This window comes from Leifsonia sp. 21MFCrub1.1 (assembly GCF_900107895.1).
GTDB lineage: Bacteria > Actinomycetota > Actinomycetes > Actinomycetales > Microbacteriaceae > Leifsonia > Leifsonia soli.
The window spans coordinates 719,145-735,331 of record NZ_LT629867.1; the positions used below are offsets into that span (position 1 = coordinate 719,145).

Consider the following 16,187-nt stretch of genomic DNA (forward strand, 5'->3'; position numbering starts at 1 on the left):
GCCGGGATGCGACGGCGGTCAGCCTGCGAGAACGCTCAGTCGTCGCAGTCCGCGGGCGGCTCGCACTCCTCGGCGTCGATGGCCGCGTTCATCGTCCGTGCGATGCCGAGCAGGTGCTCCTGCTGGTCCGGCGTGAGGGCGTCGAACAGGATGCGGCGGATCGTCGCCGAGTGCTTCGGCAACGCGCGGACGACGACGCGGCGGCCCTCCCCGGTGAGGTGGATCCACGTCGCACGGCGGTCTTCGGCGCACTCCTGGCGCTCCACGAAACCGCGCGCCGCCATCCGGGTGACCTGATGCGAGACGCGGCTCTTCTCCCAGCCCGTCGCATCCACCAGGTCCCGGACGCGCAGTCGCCGCCCCGGCGAGCGGATCAGCGCCATTAGCACTTCGAGCTCGGAGATCGAGATGCCGTCGTCCTGCTGCAGCTGCGCATCCAGGGTCCGTTCGAATCCGCGTCGCATGAGATGGAAGGCGCGGAACAGCTCCAGCTCGTCGTCCGTCAGCTTCCGCGGGTCGGGACGGGTGCGCACGGTGGCCATACGCCATCCTGACACGCGCGCGGGATCAGTGGGCCAGGGCCTCGAGGAAGACGACGAGCACGCCGAGCGCCACCACGGCCGCCAGCACCGCGAGCTGGCGCCAGCCCGAGAGTCCGGTCCGCGATACGGCGATCCACGTGATGACGGCCAGCGACACGATGAGGGCGACGATCGCGATGGTGAGCCCGGTGCGGTCCTCGATCACGTCGAAGACGGCGAGCCCGACGGCGATCAGCGGGACCACGAGCACGCCGAGGGCGCGCGACGACACCGCAAGCATGTGCCGGAACTCCGCGATCGACGGGAGGGTGTTGTGCGCGATCATGTGCGAAACGAGGTCGGAGACGAGTCCGGCGAGCAGCACTCCGACGACGGAGATGACCAGCGTCCACAGCACGGTGGGGGAGTCGAGCGCCTCGCCGTGCGCGTTCATCGCCATGAGGATGGCGAGCGCTGTGAAGGTGACGTAGATCCGCTCCCGCAGCCGGTCGCCGGCCTGACGCCGCTCGTTCTCGGACGCATCGGCGGGCAGATGGATGTCGTCGTTCCGATGTTCGCGCTGGTCGGACATGCGGCGAGCCTAGCCGGGAATGAATCAGGAACCGGGCTGGTTCGCGTTGGATGACACGTCATCAAAAACGAAAGGCTGACATGACGAAGATCGCCATCATCATCGGAAGCACGCGCCCCGGGCGCAACGGCGAGGCCGTCGCCCGCTGGGTCTACGAGAACGCCGCGAAGCGCTCCGGCGTCGAGTACGAGCTCGTCGACCTCAAGGACTGGGACCTTCCGCACCTCGACGAGGCCATGCCCGCCGCCATGGGGCAGTACGCCGGTGAGCACACCAAGGCGTGGGCCGCGAAGATCGCCGAGTTCGACGGTTTCGTGTTCGTCACCCCCGAGTACAACCACAGCACCTCCGGCGCCCTCAAGAACGCGATCGACTACGTCGGCGCCGAGTGGTACAACAAGGCCGCCGGGTTCGTCAGCTACGGCGTCTTCGGCGGCGCCCGCGCCGTCGAGCACCTGCGCCTGGTGCTCTCGCAGCTCCAGGTCGCCACGGTCAGCGCGCACGTGGGCCTCAGCCTCGCCCACGACTTCGAGAACTGGCAGCTGAAGCCGACCGAGCAGCAGACCGCCGCGCTCACCCCGCTGTTCGACCAGGTCGAGGCGTGGTCCGCCGCGCTCGAGACCGTTCGCTCCGGCGCCCAGCAGGACGAGGACGAGGCCGCGGCCTGACGTCCCTCTCTCCGGCTTCTGCCCGGTCTGCTACGTCTGGCAGACCGGGCAGAAGTACGTCACCCGTTCTTCGAGCTCGGTCCGGCCGAGGGACGACGACTGGATGCGCGCGCCGCACCGGCGGCAGGGCTGACCGCGGCGGCCGTACACCCAGGTGTTGCGGCCACGACGCGTGTCGCCGGTCGTCACGCGGACGCTCCGATCGCGATTGGCCGTGATGAGCCGGTGGCCGAGGTCGACCGCGGCTGCCAGATCCGCCTCCCGGACCGGCCGCGTCGGCAGCATCCCGCGGAGGAAGCACAGCTCGTTGGCGTAGACGTTGCCGAGGCCGGCGAGGTTGCGCTGGTCGAGGAGCGCGACGGCGACGGGCACGTCCGGATGCTCGGCGAGCCGGCGGAGCGCCTCGTCGGCGTCCCAGTCCGGCCCGAGCAGGTCGGGGCCGAGGTGCCCGACCACGTCCTCCTCCCGGTCGCGGGGGAGGACCTCCAGCACCCCGAGCTGAAAGCCGACGGCCTGCGTCTCGGCCGTGCGGAGCACCGCCCGCGCCTGGTAGCCGGGATGCCGCCAGCGGCCGTCCGGCGGGTAGACCTCCCATGAGCCCTCCATCTTGAGGTGGCTGTGGATGGTGTGGTCGCCCACGTGCATCAGCAGGTGCTTTCCGCGGCTGACGACCTCGTCCATGTGCTGCCCGGAGAGGTCGACCGTCGCGTACGCGGGGACGCGGAAGTCCGTCTGCGTGAGGATCCGGCCGGCCAGGGCGCGGTGCAGGCGCTGGGCCGCCTGGTAGACGGTGTCGCCCTCAGGCATGCTGCACCCGCTGTCGTGGACGGCCCGTCATGCCCGCAACCGCAATCCGCGTGGCGTGGCGAGGAAGCCGGCCTCGCCGAGCGCGTCGCCGAGCGACGAGCCGAGGATGAAGCCGCCGTTGACGGTCTCCACCGCGAGCTTGTCCACGCGGCGGGAGGTGACGAGGGCGGCCAGTGCGCGGGCCGCCGCGGCGAGCACGAGGCCCGACTCTTCGGCGGTCTCGTCCTGCTCACCTCCGGCGACGAAGCAGAGCAGGCTCTTGCCGCCGCGCTCGACGTAGAGCGCCAGCTCGCCGTCGACCAGCACCACGAGGGCACCCGCCTTCCGGCCGGGGCGGTGGCCGGTCCCGCTCTCGCCAGGGACGGCCGGCCAGGGCAGTGCAGCACCGTACGGGTTCGCGGGGTCGGTCGCCGCGAGAGCGACGGCCTCGTACGGGCGTCGCTGCGTGTGGTCCCGAGCGTAGGAGCGCAATCGGTCGACCGTCGCGCCGTTGGCGAACTGCGCGCCGCCCAGCGTCTCGATGAAGTAGCCGCGGCGCGCGCGCCCGGTCTCCTCGAATCCGCTGAGCACCTTGTAGGCGAGCGCGAAGCCGCCCGGCGTCCCCTCGTTCATCACCGATCCGCGGGTGACGACGCCGTAGCGGTCGAGCAGGGTCTCGGCCTGCCCGTGCGCCCGCACGGTCGAGTCGAGGTCGCGCTCCGGCAGGAGGGACCACCGGCCCGCCGCGGTCGGCGGGCCCATCCGGGTGACCATCGCCGAGCGGGTCGGGACGCGGCCGCGGTACATGCGCGCTCGCGTGGGCTGGCGCGGTCGCTTGTGCGCCCCGGAGCCACCGGCGGTGAGCGTGCGCAGCGGTGCGAGCGTGTCGTTGGTGATGCGTCCGGCCCACACCAGGTCCCAGAGCGCTGTCACCAGCTCGGGATCGTCGATCGCCGAGCCGCGTTCCGTGCCGAGCGTGTCGGAGAGCTGGCGGAAGAAGTACCCGCCCCCGCGGCCCAGGGCCTCCAGGATGCCGCGCTGCAGCTCGTCGGGCTCGTGATCGGACGGCGGCGCGAGGGTGAGCGGGGCGGAATCGGCGAGATGGAGGCTGATCCACCCGTCGTCGCCGGGCAGGCTTCCGTCTCCGGACCAGATCACCTCGCCCGTCGCCGTCAGCTCGTCGAGCATGGCCGGGCTGTAGTCGGCCACCCGGCTCGGCAGCACGAGCGACTCCCATGCCGACGCCGGGATGCGCGCGCCGGCCAGCTGCTCGATGACCGAGGCGACCGCATCCACGCCGCGCAGCGTGGAACCGACGTGCTGCCACTCGGGCAGGAATCGCCCGAACGTCGCGGTGTCGACGGGCTCGACCTCGTGCCGCAGCGCCGCGAGCGACATCCGCCGCAGCCGCCGGAGCACCTCGGCGTCGCTCCACTCGCTGCCGTGCGCGTGCGGGCGGAACTCGCCCTCGACGACGCGACCGTCGCGGGCGAGCCGCCGCAGGGCGTCGTGGACGATCGCCGGGCCGAGCCCGAGGCGTGTCGCGATGTCGGCCGTCTCGAACGGTCCGTGGGTGCGGGCGAAGCGGCTCACCAGGTCGCCGAGCGGATCGTCGACGGGCTCGATGAAGGCGACGGGAACGCCGATCGGAAGCGGGACGCCCAGGGCGTCGCGCAGACGGCCGGCGTCTTCGATCGCGGAGAAGCGTTCGACGCCCGCGATGGTGACGGCCAGCGCCCGGTGCGTGTCGACCAGAGTCGCGAGATGCCCGGCGGCGGTGGCGCGGTCTGCATGCGGTGCGGCGGGTTCGGCCTCGCCGTTCCCGGCGTCCTCGGCACCATCGGGGGCTTCTGCGCCATCGGGGGCTTCTGGGCCATCCGGGCTCGCGGCGCCCGCGGCGCTTCCCGTCGCTGCTGTCGCCGTCTCGCCCTCCGCCTCGAGGCGCTCGGCGACCTCCTCGACCGAGAGCGGGCCGAGGAGCCGCAGCAGGTCGGCGACGCCCTCCACGCCGCGCACGCGCCGCTCCGGCGCGAGCCGCTGCAGCTGCAGCTCGACGCGTTCGATGACCGCCGGATCGAGCAGCTCGCGCAGCTCCGCCCGGCCGAGCAGCTCGGCGAGCAGGCCCGTGTCGAGCGAGAGAGCCGCCGCTCGGCGCTCGGCCAGTGGGCTGTCGCCCTCGTACATGAACGCAGCGACATATCCGAACAGCAGCGACCGCGCGAACGGCGACGCCGTCTCGGTCGCCGCTTCGACCAGCCGGATGCTGCGCTGCTCGATCTGCTTCGCGACGTCCGTCAGCGCGGAGAGATCGTACACATCCTGCAGCACCTCACGGATGGTCTCGAGGATGATCGGGAAGCTCGGGTACTTGCGTGCGACGTCCAGCAGCTGCGCCGCCTTCTGCCGCTGCTGCCACAGCGGCGAGCGCTTGCCCGGGTTGTACTTGGGAAGCAGGAGGGCCCGGGCGGCCGACTCGCGGAACCGCGAGGCGAACAGCGCAGACCCGCCGACCTCGGCCGTGACCAGCTCGTCGAGCTCCTGCGGGTCGAAGACGAACAGCTCTCCGCCGGGCGGCTGCGCCTCCGTGTCGGGGATGCGCACCACGATGCCGTCGTCCGCCGCCATCGCTCCCGCGTCGATCCCGTACCGCTCGCGCACGCGCGCCTGCACGGCGAGCGCCCAGGGCGAGTGCACCTGCATGCCGAACGGGGAATGCAGTACGACGCGCCAGTCGCCGAGCTCGTCGCGGAAGCGCTCGACGACGAGCGTCTTGTCCGTCGGGATGTGGCCCGTCGCCTCCTTCTGCTCGCGCAGGAAGGCCAGCAGGTTGTTCGTCGCCCACGCATCGAGGCCGGCCTCGACGCACCGCAGCTCCGCATCCGCCGGGGATGCGGTGCTCAGTTCGCGCGTGAACGCGCCGACCGCCCGGCCCAGCTCGGCCGGCCGGCCGATCCCGTCGCCCTTCCAGAACGGCAGCCGGCCCGGCTCGCCGAACGCGGGGGTGACGAGGACGCGGTCGTGCGTGATCTCCTGGATGCGCCAGCTGGTCGATCCCAGCGCGAAGACGTCGCCGACCCGCGACTCGTAGACCATCTCCTCGTCGAGCTCGCCGACGCGGCTGGCCTTCTCGCCCACCATGTAGACGCCGAAGAGCCCGCGATCGGGGATCGTGCCACCGTTCGTGACGGCGAGCCGCTGTGCTCCCGGCCGGCCGGTGATGGCTCCCGTGTCGCGGTCCCAGACGATCCGGGGCCGGAGCTCGGCGAACTCGTCCGACGGGTAGCGGCCGGCCAGCAGGTCGAGGGTCGCGTCGTAGGCGCTCCGCGGAAGGGTCGAGAACGGGGCGCTCTTCCGGACGGTGTCGAACCAGTCGTCTGCGTCGATCGGCTCCAGCGCGGCCGCTGCGACGGTCTGCTGGGCGAGGATGTCGAGCGGGTTCGCCGGGACCGAGAGCGACTCGATCAGCCCGGCCGCCATCCGCTCCGTCGCGATCGCCGAGTGGATGAGATCGGCACGGTGCTTGGGGAAGACCACGCCCCGCGAGATCTCGCCGACCTGGTGCCCGGCGCGGCCGACGCGCTGCAGGCCGCTCGCGACCGACGGCGGTGCCTCCACCTGGATGACGAGGTCGACGGCACCCATGTCGATGCCGAGCTCGAGGCTCGAGGTGGCGACCACGCAGCGGAGGCGACCGGACTTCAGGTCGTCTTCGATGAGCGCCCGCTGCTCCTTGCTGACCGAGCCGTGGTGGGCGCGGGCGAGCACCAGCGCCTCCGCGTCGGCGACCGTCTGCGACCCGCGCGTCTGGCCGGAGCCCCCCATCAGCTCGGCGGGGGCGCGGGCGGCCGTCTCGGCGGCCGTCCCGCCGAGGATCCTCTCCTCGTAGATCTCGTTCAGCCGGGCCGTCAGGCGCTCGGCGAGCCGGCGTGAGTTCGCGAACACGATGGTGGAGCGGTTCTCGAGCACGCGGTCGACGATCGCCTCCTCGACGTGCGGCCAGATCGAGCCGGCCTGCGGGGGAGACCCGTCGCCGGGGTTCTCGCTGGCGTAGGTCGATGTGCCGAGCTCGCTCATGTCCTCCACCGGCACGACGACCCTCAGGTCGAAGCGCTTGCCGGCCGGGGGCGCGACGACCTCCACCGGGGCGTTGCCCGCGAGGAAGCGCGCCACCTCCTCCGGCGGGCGGACCGTCGCCGACAGCCCGATGCGCTGGGCCGGACGCTCCAGCAGCTGGTCGAGCCGCTCCAGCGACAGCGCCAAGTGCGCGCCGCGCTTGGTCGATGCCACGGCGTGGACCTCGTCGACGATGACCGTCTCGACCGACGTCAGCGTCTCGCGCGCCTGGGAGGTGAGCATCAGGAACAGCGATTCCGGCGTGGTGATCAGGATGTCGGGCGGACTGCTCAGCAGCGCCCGCCGGTCGGAGGCCGGCGTGTCGCCCGAGCGGACGCCCACGCTCACGTGCGGCGGCTCGGACCCCAGTCGCTTGGCGGTCTGCGTCACGCCGACCAGCGGAGCGCGCAGGTTGCGCTCCACATCCACGCCGAGCGCCTTCAGCGGCGAGATGTAGAGCACGCGCGTGCCGGGCTTTGCGTCGGAGGGCCGCGGATCGTTGGCGAGGCGGTCGATCGCCCACAGGAAGGAGGCCAGCGTCTTGCCCGAGCCGGTCGGCGCGATCACCAGTGCGTGCTTGCCATGGGAGATGGCCTCCCACGCGCCCTCCTGCGCGGCCGTCGGCGCGGCGAAGGCCCCCCGGAACCACTCCCGGGTCGCGGGGGAGAATCGATCCAGCACGTCGGCCATCCCTCCATCCTGCACCCCGCCACCGACACTGTCAGGGGCTTCTGCAGGACCGGTGGAGAACGCTCAGCGAGGCAGATTCGTGCGGATGAACGACGAGATGTCGCCCAGCTCGAGCGGGGAGATGGCGTGGCCCATGCCCTCGTAGATGCGGGCGTCCAGGGAGGAGTGGCCGGGAAGCCAGTCGGCGGTCCGGTCGAGCGATGCCGTCGGGATGGCGTCGTCGAGCGTGCCGCGGCCCCAGAAGACCGGGACGCGCGCCTCGGCGAGCTCCGCGTCCCGCGGCTGATCGCCCTTCACGACGAAGCCGGAGAGCTGAACGGCGTAGTCGAAGCGCTCCGGGGCGAGGCGCAGCAGCTGGAGGGCCAGCGCGCCGCCCTGCGAGAAGCCCAGGAGGCCCGTCGGCACGCGCGGCTGCTCGTCCAGCCAGTCGAGCACTGCGCGAGCGGCGGCGTCCGCGTTGCCCGCGAGGGGGTCGCCCGGGACATTGGTGAACCGGGAGAACCAGGCGAAGCCCGCGCCCTCCGGGATGGGCGCACGCAGGGAGGCGATCACCGGCTCGAGCGGCAGGTACGCCGAGATGCCGAACAGATCGGCCTCGTCGGAGGCGTAGCCGTGCAGGAGGACGAGGAGCGGGCGTCCCGCGCGGTCGCGTTCGGAGGCGGACCACAGGACCGCGTCGCGGTCGATGCGCAGGTCGGGGGCGGGGAAAGGCACCCTCCATTCTGCGCCAGGACCCGAAGTCGTCCACAGCCCCCGTCGGAGTGCCGCCCGTCCACAGATCCGTCTGTCCCCCGTAGGCCGCCACCCTCAGCGTCCGTAGGATGCATGCATGAGCGTTCGCACCCCGGATCCGGACCCGACTCCCGACCCGCTGCCCGGCGACGGGCCGCAGCCGGGTCCCGCCTGGCTGTCCGACATCGAGCTGGAGCAGATCCGTCGCCGGCTCCCGCTGCTGTACGTCGAGGCGGTTCCTGTGCGGGTCGACGGGCTCGGGCAGGTGACCGAGGTCGGCATCCTGCTGCGTGCCAACGCGGTCGGGCAGATCACCCGCACGCTGGTCTCGGGGCGCGTGATGTACGGCGAGACGCTCCGCGAGGCGCTGTTCCGTCACCTCGAGAAAGACCTGGGCCCGATGGCGTTCCCGCAGCTGCCGGCGAGCCCGGTGCCGTTCCAGGTGGCGGAGTACTTCCCGATGCCGGGGGTATCGCCGTACACCGACGAGCGGCAGCACGCCGTCTCGCTGGCGTACGTCGTTCCCGTGACCGGTACGTGCGATCCGCGGCAGGATGCGCTCGAGCTGACCTGGATGACACCGGAGGAGGCCGTGTCCCTCACCGTGTCGGAGGAGCTCGAGGGGGGCCGCGGTGCGCTCGTGAAGGCGGCGATGGCCTCGCTCGGCCGCATCGCCTGAGCGTTCGGCGCGATGGCTGCCGAATCACCTCTTGCGCGCTTCGGCTAATGGCATTAGCTTTATGGCTATGAACACTTCCGCCGATTCGCAGGTCCACTTCCTGCAGCGTCCGGACGGGCGCGTGAGCTACACCGTCGAGGGCTCCGGGCCCCTCGTGGTCGCGGTGCCCGGCATGGGCGACCTCCGCTCCAGCTACCGCGAACTGGTCGGCCCGCTCGTGGCCGCCGGATACCGCGTGGCCGTGACCGACCTGCGGGCGCACGGCGACTCGGACACGACCTTCACCGAGTTCGGCGACATCGCGACCGGCCGCGACGTGATCGCGCTGATCGAGGAGCTCGGCGGCCCGGCCGTCGTCCTCGGCAACTCCATGGGCGCCGCAGCGGCCGCGTGGGCCGCCGCCGAACGTCCCGACCTCGTCGCCGGGCTCGTCTTCTACGGCCCGCTCCTCCGCGACCCGGCGATGGGACGCGCGGCCACCGGCCTGATGCACCTGCTGTACCGCGCGATGTTCGTGAAGCCGTGGGGTGCGGCCACGTGGGCCGGCTACTACGGCGGAACCCTCAACCGTGGGAGGAAGGCCCCCTGGCTCGCCGAGCACACGGCGCGGATCCGCGCCTCCCTGAGCGAACCGGGGCGCCTCAGGAGCTTCCGGCGCCTCACGCTCGCCCTCACCCACTCGGTGGTGGAGCCTCGCCTCGCCGACGTGCGGGCCCCGATGCTCGCCTTCGTCGGCGACCTCGACCCCGACTTCCGCGACCTCCCGGCCGAATGCGCCTGGATGGAGTCCATCGGCGCGGAGGTCGTGCGCGTGCCCGACGCCGCCCACTACCCCCACGCACAGCGACCCGACCTCACCGTGCCGACGACGCTGGCGTTCATCGCCTCCCGGCGCGACGGCGACGGCTCGGCCTGGGCGGCCCGTGCCTAGGGCCGGGCTCACGCGTGCTGCCGTCACCGCGGTCGCCCTGGAGCTGGTCGACGAGGGCGGCACGGCGGGCTTCGAGCGGCTCACGCTCGCGGCCGTCGCCGGCCGTGCCGGCGTCGCCGTCCCCAGCCTGTACAAGCACGTGGCGTCGCTCGGGGATCTGAGACGCCTGGTCGCGACCGAGTCGGTCACGGAACTCACCCGCGTGCTGGCAGGCGCCACCATCGGGCGGGCAGGGCCGGAGGCGGTCCGTGCCGCAGCGGACGCCATCCGCGGATTCGCCCACCGGCACCCCGGACGCTACGCGGCGACGCAGGTGGCGGCGGACGCCGCGGACCCGGCCGACGCGGAACTCGCCGCGCGGGCGGGCGAGTCGCTGACCGTGCTGGCCGGCGTGCTGCGCGGATTCGGCCTGCCCGACGACGAACTGGTCGACGCCATCCGGATGCTGCGCAGCGCGGTGCACGGGTTCGTCACGCTCGAGCTGGGCGGAGGCTTCCGTCTTTCCGACGATCTGGACCGCAGCTACTCTGTGCTCGTCGATGGGGTGATCGCCGGAGTGGAGCGGCTGGCCGCCTGACCCGCGAGAGACACGTCCGCTGCGGATCACGCGCCTCCGCGTCACGAAACCGCGGGCACGGTCGTCCCTAGAAGCGACGGCGTCTCTCTCCCGGGGGACCCCTCCCGGGGCCGGTCGTCACGGCCGAGGCAGGGGTCAGGTGTCCAGGTTCACTTCCAGAGCGATGGATGCGTCGTCGCGGTTCTCCCGTGGTCTCCCGTCCGCGCTGATCAGTGTCGCCACCGGCCTGATCGCCGCGGTCGTCGCTCTGCTGCGGGCGACCGTACCGACGTTCGCCGGGCAGGGTCCGCACCCCGACGGTGACCGGTACCTCTGCCAGCTGGGGACGGACGCGGTCGAGCCGGTCCTGAAGGACGCCCCGCGTTACTGGGACTTCGCACTCTTCGAGTGGCAGCACACCGGATCGCCCCCGGCCAGCCCGTGCATCCCCTACCCGTCGTCGCAGATCTGGGTGCTTCGGGCGCTCGAATGGTTCTCGTCCGCGATCTCCGGGCGGCCGGGCACCCTCGACTTCCACTGGCTGGTCATCGCGAACGCGCTTCTCATCGGTCTGATCGTCGGGCTGTTCGCGTCGGCGGCGAACCGGGCGTCGCTGGCGGTCCGGCTCCTGGGGAGCGCGCTGATGCTGCTGATCCTCAGCGACCCCGTCTTCGCGTCCTACGCGGCCGGTCCGATGGGCGAGTACGTCGGCCTGGTCGGCGTCGCTCTGGTCGGGGTGGGAACGGTCTACTACTCCACCTTCGGGCGGCAGTGGTGGGGTGTGCTGCTGGTGGGGGCCGGCGGGTGGCTGGTCGTGACCTCGAAGGTGCAGATGATCACTCTGCTCGTGCCCCTGGCGGCGATGCTGCTGTGGATCCCGATCTCGAGCCGGCGCGGGCGGCGGAGACGGCGCAGCGTGACCGGTGCGTTCACCGGTCGGATCATCGGGGCCGCGCTGGTCGTCGTCTTCGTCGCGTCCGCCGGGTGGATGCTGTCCAATAACCCGAAGGAGTTCCAGCAGATCAATCCCTGGGAACTCATCTCCGTCGGCATCCTCGGGCCGAGTCACACCCCGGCGCAGGATCTCGAGGAGATGGGGTTCCCTGCCGAGATGGCGAAGTATGCCGGGAAGACGGCAGGCGACGAGGGGTCCGTGATGCACACTCCGGAGTGGCGGGAGTACGGCGACCGGATGAACTACGGGACCGTCGCCCGGTTCCTGCTCGCCCACCCGGACCGCGTCTGGCCGCTGCTCAACACGGGCGCGTACGACTTCTTCGTCGCCCAGCCGACCTACATGGGTGCGAACGAACCGGGCCACGGCCCGAAGAAGCAGCCGGCCTTCTCCCTGATCGCCGCCGTCGGCAAGGCCATCAACGGCCTGCACTTCTTCGTGGTGGGCGGGGCGCTCGCGTTCACCCTCGGCGCGCTCGCGCGCCGGAGGTCGCAACGCGGCTCGCCCGCCTGGGGGTTCGCCAATGCCGCGGTGCTGATGGCGGCGTTCACGGTGGTGCAGTTCATCACCGCGGTCTTCGGCGAGGCGATCGAGAACACGAAGCACCTGGTGTTCGCGATCCTCTCCAGCACACTCGTGGTGCCGTTCATCGCGGTTTCCCTGCTCCAGCCCACGGGGAAGCTCGATGGCGACGGCGCATCCGGGGAGGACGCGCCGGCCGACGGGGCGGTGGCTTCCGAGGAGGGCCGGGCGGCAGACACCGAGCCGTGAAACGACGAACGCGGGCGTTCCATCGGAACGCCCGCGTCAGCGGTCGGGAGCGAAGGGGCGTCAGCCCTGGGCGCGGCGCGAGCCGTTGCCGCGACGCACCGAGGTGTCGCCGTGGCCCGCGGTCGCGCGCGGAGCTCCGCCGGAGCGGGACGCGCCGGCCGACTGCGCGCTGGCGGGACGCTGGGATCCGCCGCGACGGCGCGAGCCGCCCGCGGTTCCGCCGCCCGCGGCAGCGCCGTGCGAGCCGGAGCCGTTGCCTGCGCCACGACCGGAGCCGTTACCTGCAGCCTGGCCGCCACGGCCGTTGCCGGCGCCCTGGCCGCTACGGCCGGAGCCGGCGCCCTGGCCGCCACGGCCGGAGCCGGAGGCGGTGCCGGCACCCTGGCCGCCGGAGCGGCGCGCACGCTTGCGCTGCGCGTTCGCGCCCTGCGACATCCCGCCGCCGGTCGACTGCGGCACGTGCAGCGACGGCGCGACGCGGGGCGCCACGTCGCCGACGAGGCTGACGACGGCGGTCGAGGTCGCGGTGACGCGCTGCGGGGTGGCGTCGATGGCGGCCTTGCGGAGCAGCGTCTTCACGTCGCCCGCCTGGGCCGAGAGCATGACGGTCACGACGTCGCCGGCGCTGCCCGCGCGGGCGGTGCGCCCGGAGCGGTGGAGGTACGCCTTGTGCTCCGCCGGCGGGTCGACGTGGACGACGAGCTCGACGTTGTCGACGTGCACGCCGCGGGCGGCGACGTCGGTCGCGACGAGCACCTTCACGTCGCCCTGGCCGAAGGCGGCCAGGTTGCGGTCGCGCGCGGCCTGGGCGAGGTTGCCGTGCAGGTCGACGGCCGGGATGCCGGACGCGGTGAGCTGCTTGGCGAGCTTCTTCGCCTGGTGCTTGGTGCGGGTGAAGAGGATGCGGCGACCGGTGCCGGAGGCGAGCGCCTCCACCAGGTCCTTCTTCTCCTCCGGGGTCTCCACCTGCAGCACGTGGTGGGTCATCGCCTCGACGGGGCTGTTCGCGTCGTCGACGGAGTGCAGGACGGGGGAGTGCAGGAAGCGCTTGACGAGCTTGTCCACGCCGTTGTCCAGCGTGGCCGAGAACAGCAGGCGCTGCCCGTCGGCGGGCGTTGCGGTGAGGATGCGCGTGACGACCGGCAGGAAGCCGAGGTCGGCCATGTGGTCGGCTTCGTCGAGCACGGTGATCTCGACGGCGTCGAGGTTCACGAATCCCTGCTTCATGAGGTCTTCGAGGCGGCCGGGGCAGGCGACGAGGATGTCGACGCCGGCCTTCAGCTCGGCGACCTGCTTGTTCTGCGAGACGCCGCCGAAGACGGTGGAGACGCGCAGCCCGTAGGCGTCGGCGAGCGGACGGAAGGCGGTCGCGATCTGAGTGGCGAGCTCGCGGGTCGGCGCCAGCACGAGGGCCAGCGGGCGTCCGGGGCGGCGGCGACCGCCGGCGAGGACGGTTCCGAGGCGCGCGACGAGCGGCAGGGCGAAGGCGATGGTCTTGCCGGAGCCGGTCTTGCCGCGGCCCAGCACGTCCTTGCCCGCGAGGGCGTCGGGAAGCGTGTCGGCCTGGATCGGGAACGGGGTGGTCTTGCCGTCGGCCGTGAGGACGGCGACGAGCGGAGCGGGTACGCCGAGTTCGGCGAAGGAGAGAGTCAAGGATGTGCCTTTCAGGCATCGACCCGGTCGGCAGGGGCGGACCGGGGAAATGGCGAGCGCACCGAGCGGCGCGATCGTTCGCCGTATGAAGAGAAGCGCGGCGGGGCCGTTGGCCCGGCGCGACGCGAAGCGTTCTACGACGCCGCGGGCAGATTCGTCGCCCGCTTCCTCCACCATAGAGCATCCGGCCGTACGAGTGCTGGGAGCGCACTCTCATCCCGAGGTCGTAGACTGTCGGCCCGGAAACGAGAGGTGGCCATGGGCGTGCTGGAATCGGAGCTCGAACGCGAGCGCGCCGTGGTCGCTGGGCTGTATCAGCGGCTGGATGAGCTGCGTGCCGAGACGGAGGAGCGGCTGGCCCGCGTGCGCCGCGACAGCGTCGGGAGCAACCATCAGGCGCGCAGCGAGCGCGACGCCTTCGCGCGCCTCTATGAGGACCAGCTCACCCAGCTGCGGGATGTGGACGCGCGTCTGGTGTTCGGTCGTCTGCTGCTGGACGAGCCGGTGGACGGCTCCGATCACCGCTACATCGGCCGTGTCGGCCTGCGCGACGACGACCAGCGCTCCCTCCTGGTCGACTGGCGCGCGCAGCAGGCGGGCGCCTTCTACCAGGCGACGGCGAGCGAGCCGATGGGCGTGCGCGCCCGGCGGCACCTGACGATGTCGGGCCGCCAGGTGACCCGCATCGACGATGAGGTCTTCGACGAGTCCCTGCTCGACGGCGGCAGCGCTGGGGAGCAGGTGCAGGGCGAGGGCGCACTGCTCGCCGCGCTGACCGCGCAGCGGACCGGCCGGATGCACGACATCGTCGCGACCATCCAGGCCGAGCAGGACCGCATCATACGCTCCGACCTCCGCGGCGCGCTGGTCGTCCAGGGCGGCCCCGGCACCGGCAAGACGGCGGTGGCCCTGCACCGTGCGGCCTACCTGCTGTACGCGAACCGTCAGCGGCTGAGCACCTCCGGCGTGCTGGTCGTCGGCCCGTCGACGGCGTTCCTGCGCTACATCGAGGCCGTCCTGCCGTCGCTCGGCGAGACCGGCGTCGTCCTGTCGACGCTCGGTGAGCTGTTCCCGGGCGTCGAGGCGACCGCTGAGGATGCGCCGGAGGCCGCGGTGCTCAAGGGCTCTGCCCAGATGGCCCGGCTGCTCTCGCGGGCCGTGAAGTCGCGGCAGAAGGCGCCGGCCGACGAGCAGACCATCGTCGTCGACAACGAGCGTCTGGTGGTCGCGCCCGACCTCATCCAGCGCGCCATCGCCAAGGCCCAGCGCACCGGCAAGCCGCACAACGTCGCGCGCGTGACGTTCGTCAAGCACGCCCTCGCTGAGCTCACCGATCAGCTGGCGGCGCAGCTGCGCGCCTCCGGTTCGACGATCGACGACGCCGACCTGAAGGTGCTGCGCGAGGACCTCCGCACCTCGTACGACGTGCGCGTGCTCCTCAACACGGCCTGGTTGCCGCTGACGCCGCAGAAACTGCTGCAGGACCTCTACGCCCGTCCCGCCTGGCTCGCCGAGCTGGCGCCGCGCTGGACGGAGCAGCAGAGGGACGCGCTGCACCGCGACCGCACCGAGCCCTTCACCGTCTCCGACGTCCCCCTGCTCGACGAGGCCGCCGAGCTGCTGGGCGACTTCCCGGGCCGCCCGGACCCCGCCGACCGGGAGCGCGACCGCCAGCGCAAGCGCGACCTGGAGAACGCGCGGGCGGCCATCCGCAACATGGGCGTCCAGGGGCTGGTGAGCGCCGAGCAGCTGGCCGACGGCTTCGCCGAGCAGGCCGACCGCGGGACGACGGCGGAGCGTGCAGCAGCCGACCGCAGCTGGACGTACGGTCACGTCGTCGTGGACGAGGCGCAGGAGCTGTCGCCGATGCAGTGGCGGGTGCTCGTGCGACGCTGCCCGATGAAGTCGTTCACGATCGTCGGCGACATCGCCCAGGTCGCGTCCGCCTCCGGAGCGACGAGCTGGCAGGACGCGCTGAACCCGATCTTCAAGGACGCCTGGCGTCTGGAGGAGCTGACGGTCAACTACCGCACGCCCGCGCAGATCACCCGCGAGGCGGAGCGCATCGCCTCCTCCGCCGGCCTGCCGATCACGCCGACGCGTGCCGTCCGCGAGGGCGACTGGCCGATCCGCCGCGTCACGGCGGAGCGCGGGGATGCGGCGCTCGCCGCGGCCGTCGCCGGTGCCGTCGCGCACGATCGCGGCATCGACGACGGCGGGACGCTCGCGGTGATCACGACGGCGTCCGACCTGCCGGAGGTCGCCGCCGCGGTGGAGGAGCGCTTCGGAGACGCAGCGGGGCGCGGCGCGACCGGCCTGAGCCGCCCGATCGCCGTGCTCACCGGCTACGAGGCGAAGGGCCTCGAGTTCGACGCCGTGGTGCTGGCCGACCCGGATGCGCTGGCCGCCGAGTCGCCGCGCGGCGCCGCATCCCTCTACGTCGCGATGACCCGCCCGACCCAGCGCCTCACCCTCGTCGCGCGCTGACCCCCACCGTCGAGTCCGCAAAAACTGCACGCGGGGTCCCGCGAAAACGTAGA

12 protein-coding genes are annotated in these 16,187 nt (G+C 72.3%); 6 read left to right on the forward strand and 6 right to left on the reverse strand.

Annotated elements, in window-relative coordinates; translation table 11 throughout:
* Positions 1-35: 35 nt before the first annotated feature.
* Together BLW09_RS03280 and BLW09_RS03285 are read right to left on the reverse strand one after the other, a co-directional pair.
* On the reverse strand, positions 36-542 hold the full coding sequence (locus tag BLW09_RS03280) for a MarR family winged helix-turn-helix transcriptional regulator (protein WP_089908414.1): 507 nt from the start codon (positions 540-542) through the stop codon (positions 36-38).
* Positions 543-567: 25 nt separating this feature from the next.
* Positions 568-1,113 carry a hypothetical protein gene (locus BLW09_RS03285; RefSeq protein WP_089908417.1) on the reverse strand — a complete coding sequence of 182 codons (546 nt, stop codon included), beginning with the start codon at positions 1,111-1,113 and terminating at the stop codon, positions 568-570.
* A gap of 80 nt (positions 1,114-1,193) precedes the next feature.
* On the opposite strand from BLW09_RS03285, the gene BLW09_RS03290 reads away from it, so the two are divergent.
* Positions 1,194-1,781, forward strand: coding sequence for an NADPH-dependent FMN reductase (locus BLW09_RS03290; RefSeq protein ID WP_089908420.1), 588 nt, complete (start codon positions 1,194-1,196; stop codon positions 1,779-1,781).
* A 30-nt stretch (positions 1,782-1,811) separates the two neighbouring features.
* Here BLW09_RS03290 and BLW09_RS03295 read toward each other — a convergent pair whose 3' ends face one another.
* The 3 genes from BLW09_RS03295 to BLW09_RS03305 form a co-directional block, all read right to left on the reverse strand.
* The gene (locus BLW09_RS03295; protein ID WP_089908422.1) at positions 1,812-2,588 is read right to left on the reverse strand and encodes a DNA-formamidopyrimidine glycosylase family protein; all 777 of its coding nucleotides are present in this window, start codon (positions 2,586-2,588) and stop codon (positions 1,812-1,814) included.
* A gap of 27 nt (positions 2,589-2,615) precedes the next feature.
* Entirely contained in the window at positions 2,616-7,370 is a 4,755-nt protein-coding gene (locus tag BLW09_RS03300; RefSeq protein ID WP_089908425.1) for an Lhr family ATP-dependent helicase, read from the reverse strand.
* A gap of 63 nt (positions 7,371-7,433) precedes the next feature.
* On the reverse strand, positions 7,434-8,084 hold the full coding sequence (locus BLW09_RS03305) for an alpha/beta hydrolase (RefSeq protein WP_089908428.1): 651 nt from the start codon (positions 8,082-8,084) through the stop codon (positions 7,434-7,436).
* 115 nt (positions 8,085-8,199) lie between these two features.
* Between BLW09_RS03305 and BLW09_RS03310 the strand changes: the two genes are divergently transcribed.
* From BLW09_RS03310 to wsfD, 4 genes are all read left to right on the forward strand, one after another.
* Positions 8,200-8,781, forward strand: coding sequence for an NUDIX hydrolase family protein (locus BLW09_RS03310; RefSeq protein ID WP_018192021.1), 582 nt, complete (start codon positions 8,200-8,202; stop codon positions 8,779-8,781).
* 67 nt (positions 8,782-8,848) lie between these two features.
* The gene (locus BLW09_RS03315; protein WP_089908430.1) at positions 8,849-9,712 is read left to right on the forward strand and encodes an alpha/beta fold hydrolase; all 864 of its coding nucleotides are present in this window, start codon (positions 8,849-8,851) and stop codon (positions 9,710-9,712) included.
* Positions 9,705-10,289, forward strand: a complete 585-nt coding sequence (locus BLW09_RS03320; protein ID WP_172824169.1) for a TetR/AcrR family transcriptional regulator — start codon at positions 9,705-9,707, stop codon at positions 10,287-10,289. Before BLW09_RS03315 ends, BLW09_RS03320 begins: the two co-directional genes overlap by 8 nt.
* Before the next feature lie 139 nt (positions 10,290-10,428).
* A complete protein-coding gene (gene wsfD / locus BLW09_RS03325; protein WP_172824170.1) occupies positions 10,429-11,994 on the forward strand; it encodes a glycan biosynthesis hexose transferase WsfD in 1,566 nt (521 codons plus the stop codon).
* Between the two features lie 60 nt (positions 11,995-12,054).
* Here the strand turns inward: wsfD and BLW09_RS03330 are convergent, their stop codons facing one another.
* Positions 12,055-13,647: a DEAD/DEAH box helicase gene (locus BLW09_RS03330; protein ID WP_089908436.1), complete on the reverse strand. Its 1,593-nt coding sequence runs from the start codon at positions 13,645-13,647 to the stop codon at positions 12,055-12,057.
* A 258-nt stretch (positions 13,648-13,905) separates the two neighbouring features.
* On the opposite strand from BLW09_RS03330, the gene BLW09_RS03335 reads away from it, so the two are divergent.
* Positions 13,906-16,134, forward strand: a complete 2,229-nt coding sequence (locus tag BLW09_RS03335) for a HelD family protein (RefSeq protein ID WP_089908439.1) — start codon at positions 13,906-13,908, stop codon at positions 16,132-16,134.
* The last annotated feature ends 53 nt before the right edge of the window (positions 16,135-16,187 follow it).

Coding starts and splice junctions, on each gene's coding strand:
- BLW09_RS03280 (WP_089908414.1), bottom strand. CDS start 542: ATGGCCACCGTGCGCACCCGTCCCGACCCGCGGAAGCTGACGGACGAC.
- BLW09_RS03285 (WP_089908417.1), bottom strand. CDS start 1,113: ATGTCCGACCAGCGCGAACATCGGAACGACGACATCCATCTGCCCGCC.
- BLW09_RS03290 (WP_089908420.1), top strand. CDS start 1,194: ATGACGAAGATCGCCATCATCATCGGAAGCACGCGCCCCGGGCGCAAC.
- BLW09_RS03295 (WP_089908422.1), bottom strand. CDS start 2,588: ATGCCTGAGGGCGACACCGTCTACCAGGCGGCCCAGCGCCTGCACCGC.
- BLW09_RS03300 (WP_089908425.1), bottom strand. CDS start 7,370: ATGGCCGACGTGCTGGATCGATTCTCCCCCGCGACCCGGGAGTGGTTC.
- BLW09_RS03310 (WP_018192021.1), top strand. CDS start 8,200: ATGAGCGTTCGCACCCCGGATCCGGACCCGACTCCCGACCCGCTGCCC.
- BLW09_RS03315 (WP_089908430.1), top strand. CDS start 8,849: ATGAACACTTCCGCCGATTCGCAGGTCCACTTCCTGCAGCGTCCGGAC.
- BLW09_RS03335 (WP_089908439.1), top strand. CDS start 13,906: ATGGGCGTGCTGGAATCGGAGCTCGAACGCGAGCGCGCCGTGGTCGCT.